The following is a 5,312-nucleotide window of genomic DNA, read 5'->3' as shown; positions in this document are numbered from 1 at the left end:
CGCGCCATCGTCACACGCCCAGCGCTTTGGAGCCGATGTCGTGGCGGTAGAACATTCCCGTCGTGTCGAGCTTGTCGATGATCGCGTAGATCTTGTCCTGCGCGGCCTTGATGTCGGGGGCGGAGGTTTCGACGAGGAGGACGCGGCCGGAGGAGGCGACGAGGCCTTTGTCGGAGTTGGCGACGCCGGCGTAGTAGACGTGGGAGTCGGCGGGGACGGGGATTTCGGGGATGTGGGCGCCCTTGATGACGTCGACGGGGTAGCCGTCGGAGGCGAGGACGACGCCGAGGGTGGTGTTGTGCTCATCCCAGGTGAAGGTCGGGGTGTCGCCGTCGAGGATGGCCTTGATGCCGGTGGCGAGGTTGCTGGTGAGCTGGGGGAGGACGACTTCGGTTTCGGGGTCGCCGAAGCGGGCGTTGAATTCGATGACCTTGGGGCCGTCGGCGGTGGCGATGAGGCCCGCGTAGAGGATGCCGGTGAAGGGGGTGCCTTCGGCGGCCATGGCTTCGACGGTCGGGCGCACGATGGTTTCGATGGCTTCGTCGACGACGCTCTGCGCGATCTGGGGGACGGGGCTGTAGGCACCCATGCCGCCGGTGTTCGGGCCCTTGTCGCCGTCATAGGCGCGCTTGTGGTCCTGGGAGATGGGCATGGGCCAGAATTCGGTGCCGCGCACGAAGCTCATGAGGGAGAATTCCTGGCCTTCGAGGAAGTCCTCGATGACGACCTTCGCGCCGGCGGCGCCGAAACGATGGTCGATGAAGATGTCGTCCAGCGCGTCGATGGCGGTTTCGACATCCATGGCGACGGTGACGCCCTTGCCTGCGGCAAGACCGTCGGCCTTGATGACGATCGGTGCGCCGTGCTCCTCGACGTAGGCCTTGGCCGGTTCGAGCTCTTCGAACGTGCGGTACTGGGCGGTGGGGATGTTGTGGCGGGCCATGAGCTGCTTGGCGAAGTCCTTGGACCCTTCGATCTGGGCGGCGGCCTTGTTCGGGCCGAACGCCTTGATGCCGGCTGCTTCGAAATCGTCGACGATGCCTTCGATCAGCGGCACTTCCGGCCCGACGAACACCCAGTCGTACTGGTTGCTGCGCACGAATTCGATGAGCGCGGCGTGGTTCGACAGGCTGATCTGCGTGGTGCGGATGCCGTCGAGCTCCATACCGGGGTTGCCCGGGGCGACGGTCACTTCGTCGACGCTGCCGCCGCGCATGAGCGCGTGGGCGATGGCGTGCTCACGCGCGCCGGAACCGATGACCAGAACCTTCTGACCCATAATCTTGTCTCCTCAACTTTGCTGGAAATCTGTAGAAATCTGTAGAACGCTGTAGCTCTTGGAATGGAAATTGGTTGGACGCGGAAGCGGACCGCGGCTGCACGGGCTTGGATGAATGAAGCCTGACGGCATAAGGTAAGGCCTCCTTTTCGGGGGAGGCCTTACCATCTATCAGACGAGTTCCACGTCGGTGCCGGTGTTCTTCACGATGTTGCCGAGCACGTATGCGGCTTCGCCGTTCGCTTCGAGCATCGCCATGGTTTCGTCGGCGCGGTCGGCGCTGACGGCCAGCACCATGCCGATACCCATGTTGAAGATGTTGAACATTTCCATATGGTCGATATTGCCGGCCTTCTCCAGCACGTCGAAGATCGGCAGCACGGGCCAGGAACCGAGGTTGATGTGGGCTGCGAGGCCGTCGGGGATCATGCGCGGGATGTTCTCGATGAAGCCGCCGCCGGTGATGTGCGCGACGCCCTTGACCACGCCGGCCTTGAACAGCGGGGACAGGGTCTTGACGTAGATCTTGGTCGGGGTGAGCAGCACGTCGCCGAGCTTGGCGCCGCCGAGCTCATCCAGCTGGGTGTCGACGGTGTAGCCGGCCTGTTCGAACAGGGCCTTGCGCACCAGGGAGAAGCCGTTGGAGTGCACGCCGGTGGACGGCAGGCCGATCAGCACGTCGCCTTCGGCGATCGTGGAGCCGTCGACGATTGCGGACTTCTCCGCCACGCCCACGGTGAAACCGGCCAGATCGTACTCATCCTCGTCGTACATGCCGGGCATTTCGGCGGTTTCGCCGCCGATCAGACCACAATCGGCCTGCACGCAGCCGTCGGCCACGCCGGACACGACCTGTTCGAGCAGCGCCGGATCGTTCTTGCCGCAGGCGATGTAGTCGAGGAAGAACAGCGGTTCCGCGCCCTGAGCGGCGATATCGTTGACGCACATGGCCACGCAGTCGATGCCGATCGTGTCATGCTTGTTCGCCATCTTGGCGACGACGAGCTTGGTGCCGACGCCGTCGGTGCCGGAGATCAGCACCGGCTCCTTGTAGCCCAGGGAAGCGAGATCGAACAGGCCGCCGAATCCACCGATGCCACCGACCACGCCGGGGCGATTGGTGCGTGCCACATGGGACTTGATTCTCTTGACGACTTCGTAACCCGCCTCGACGCTGACGCCGGCGTTTGCGTATGCTTCTGGCATGTTGGCCTTCCTGTTGCTTTCCTATGGTTTGTAGGTTTGATTGGGGGTTGATGGTACAGGTGACGTTGGGCCGTGCGGCTCGCTGCGGCTCAGGATTGGGGGAGCGCCTGATATTCGTTGCCTTCGTACTTGCTCTTGTACAGCGCGAATTCAGGCAAGCGCACGCGGTCCTCCGGGGTGAGCGACTTGAGGAAATCAGCCTCGTAATCGTCCAGGGCGGTCGGGTAATCGCCGTTGAAGTAGGCGACGCATAGGCCGCCGTAGGGGGCGTCGGCACCGAGCCCGATCGAATCGACCAGGCCGTCGAGCGACAGGAACGCCAGGGAATCCGCGCCGATGTATTCGCGGATCTCCTCCACGGATTTCTCCGCGGCGATGAGCTCCTTGGTGGTGGAGATGTCGATGCCGTAGAAGCAGGGGTATTTCAGCGGCGGGGAGCTGATGCGCATATGCACTTCGGCCGCGCCGGCCTCCTTGAGCAGCTGCACGATGCGCTTCGACGTGGTGCCGCGCACGATGGAATCGTCGATCACGATCACGCGCTTGCCCTTGACCACGCCGCGCACGGCGGACAGCTTCATGCGCACGCCCTGCTCGCGCAGTTCCTGCGTGGGCTGGATGAAGGTTCGCGCCACATACTGGTTCTTGATCAGGCCCATCTCGTTCGGCAGGCCGGCGGTTTCCGCGTAGCCGGATGCGGCGGACAGCGAGGAGTTCGGCACGCCGATCACCATGTCGGCTTCGACCGGGGATTCCTGCGCCAGACGGGCGCCCATGCGCTTGCGGGCGGAATGCACGTTCACGCCATAGATATTGGAATCGGGGCGGGCGAAGTAGATGAACTCCATCGAGCAGATGGCCAGCTGGGTCTGGTCGGTGTACCGGTCGATGCGGTAGCCGTCGTCATCGATGACGACGATCTCGCCCGGACGGATGTCACGCACGAGTTCGGCGCCGACCGTGTCGAGCGCGCAGGTTTCGGAGGCGAGCACGTAGGCGCCGTTCGTCATCCTGCCGAGCGACAGCGGGCGGAACCCGTTCGGGTCAAGCGCGCCGATCATGGCATGTTCGGTCATGATCAGGTAGGCGAAACCGCCATGAACGGTGTTCAGCGCTTCCTTGAGCTTGTCCATGAACGTGGGTTTGTCGGAGCGACGGATGAGGTGCATGAGCACTTCGGTGTCGGAATTCGAATGGAAGATCGCGCCCTCGTCTTCGAGTTTGCGGCGTAGGGACGGGCAGTTGGTCAGGTTGCCGTTGTGGCACAGGGCCATATCGCCGTCGTGGAAGCGGAAGATGAACGGTTGGATGTTGTCGCTGCCGCCGGAGCCCGCGGTGGCGTAACGCACGTGGCCGATGGCGTGATTGCCTTTAAGACGCTGGATTTCGCGTTCGTCGCTGAACACCTGGGTGAGCAGTCCCTTGCCGCGGTGGCCGGTCAGCTGGCCGTTGTCGTTCGCGACGATGCCGGCGCCTTCCTGCCCGCGATGCTGCAAAGCGTGTAAGCCGAAGTAAGTGAGTCTAGCTGCGTCGGGGTGCCCCCATACGCCGAAAATACCGCATTCCTCGTGGATGTCTTCGAGTTCTGCTGACACGCCAAAGCTCCTTCCGAAACTGTGGAGACAGGGGATTTCTACCGGGTCAACCCTATCAAGCGGCGGCTACATTCACGCCGCAGTATTCCATATATGGGTTGCTGTGTGGGTTGCTGTGCGAGCTGCCACGTGGGTTGCGCGTGGGTTGTTGCGTGGGTTGCGCGTGAGGCGAAGCGTGTATGATGGGAAATCGAACGCTTGTTCGAATTGATGCGCCCTCCCGCGCGAGTGGACGGGGTGAACAACGGTGCCGTAAAGGGGGTGTGCGTGGGTAAGGAACGCGCGTATATCGCCATCGACCTGAAATCCTTCTACGCCTCCTCCGAATGCGTGGAACTGGGGTTCGACCCGCTGCGCACGCATCTGGTCGTCGCCGACGAATCACGCACCGACAAAACCATCTGCCTGGCGGTGTCGCCGTCATTGAAAGCCTACGGGCTACCCGGCCGCGCCAGACTGTTCGAAGTCAAAGAGAAACTGCGGCGCATCAACGCCGAACGGTTGGCGCACGCGCCCGGCCACCGCTTCCGCGGCTCCTCATATTACGCCGATCAGGTCGACGCCGACCCGAGCCTGGCGGTGGACGTATACATCGCCAAGCCCAGAATGTCGCACTATCTCGACGTCAGCGGGAAAATCTACGGCATCTACCTGCGCTACGCCGCCGCCGAAGACATCCACGTGTACTCCATCGACGAAGTGTTCATGGACGCCACACGCTACCTGCGAGCCTACGGCGGCACTCCGCACGAACTGGCCCGCGACATCGTGCGGACCATCCTGCATGAGACGGGCATCACCGCCACCGCGGGCATCGGCACGAACCTGTACTTGGCGAAAGTGGCCATGGACGTGGTGGCGAAGCATATCCCCGCCGACGAGGACGGCGTACGCATCGCGCAACTGGACGAAAAGTCATACCGGCGGCTGCTGTGGGGGCACAGGCCGCTCACCGATTTTTGGCGGGTCGGGCGCGGGTATGCGAACAAGCTCGAGGCGCACGGACTCATGACCATGGGCGATATCGCGCGATGCTCGCTCGGCCGCGCCTCCGACTATTACAACGAGGAACTGCTATACCGGCTGTTCGGGGTGAACGCCGAACTGCTCATCGACCATGCGTGGGGGTATGAGCCGTGCACGATTGCCGACATCAAGGCGTACAAGCCGGCCGGGCACAGCATGAGCTCGGGGCAGGTACTTACAGGCGCGGTGGGGTACGATGCGGCGCG

General features: G+C 63.2%; 4 protein-coding genes. 1 reads left to right on the top strand and 3 read right to left on the bottom strand.

Features of this window, described 5'->3' with window-relative positions; all coding sequences use genetic code 11:
* Positions 1–10: 10 nt before the first annotated feature.
* The 3 genes from purD to purF form a co-directional block, all read right to left on the bottom strand.
* Complete coding sequence (gene purD / locus KIH75_RS09790) at positions 11–1,279, bottom strand: phosphoribosylamine--glycine ligase (protein WP_219056517.1); 1,269 nt, start codon at positions 1,277–1,279, stop codon at positions 11–13.
* Between the two features lie 171 nt (positions 1,280–1,450).
* Positions 1,451–2,485, bottom strand: a complete 1,035-nt coding sequence (gene purM / locus KIH75_RS09785; RefSeq protein WP_219056516.1) for a phosphoribosylformylglycinamidine cyclo-ligase — start codon at positions 2,483–2,485, stop codon at positions 1,451–1,453.
* 89 nt (positions 2,486–2,574) lie between these two features.
* The gene (purF, locus tag KIH75_RS09780; RefSeq protein WP_219056515.1) at positions 2,575–4,080 is read right to left on the bottom strand and encodes an amidophosphoribosyltransferase; all 1,506 of its coding nucleotides are present in this window, start codon (positions 4,078–4,080) and stop codon (positions 2,575–2,577) included.
* Between the two features lie 210 nt (positions 4,081–4,290).
* Between purF and KIH75_RS09775 the strand changes: the two genes are divergently transcribed.
* On the top strand, positions 4,291–5,312 hold a 1,022-nt coding region (locus KIH75_RS09775), incomplete at its 3' end, for a Y-family DNA polymerase (protein ID WP_476695628.1).

The sequence above is a fragment of the Bifidobacterium pongonis genome (genome assembly GCF_019331805.1).
GTDB classification, from domain to species: Bacteria; Actinomycetota; Actinomycetes; order Actinomycetales; family Bifidobacteriaceae; genus Bifidobacterium; species Bifidobacterium pongonis.
The sequence above is the reverse complement of the archived record's forward strand: the minus strand, read 5'-3'. Positions and strand labels throughout refer to the sequence as shown.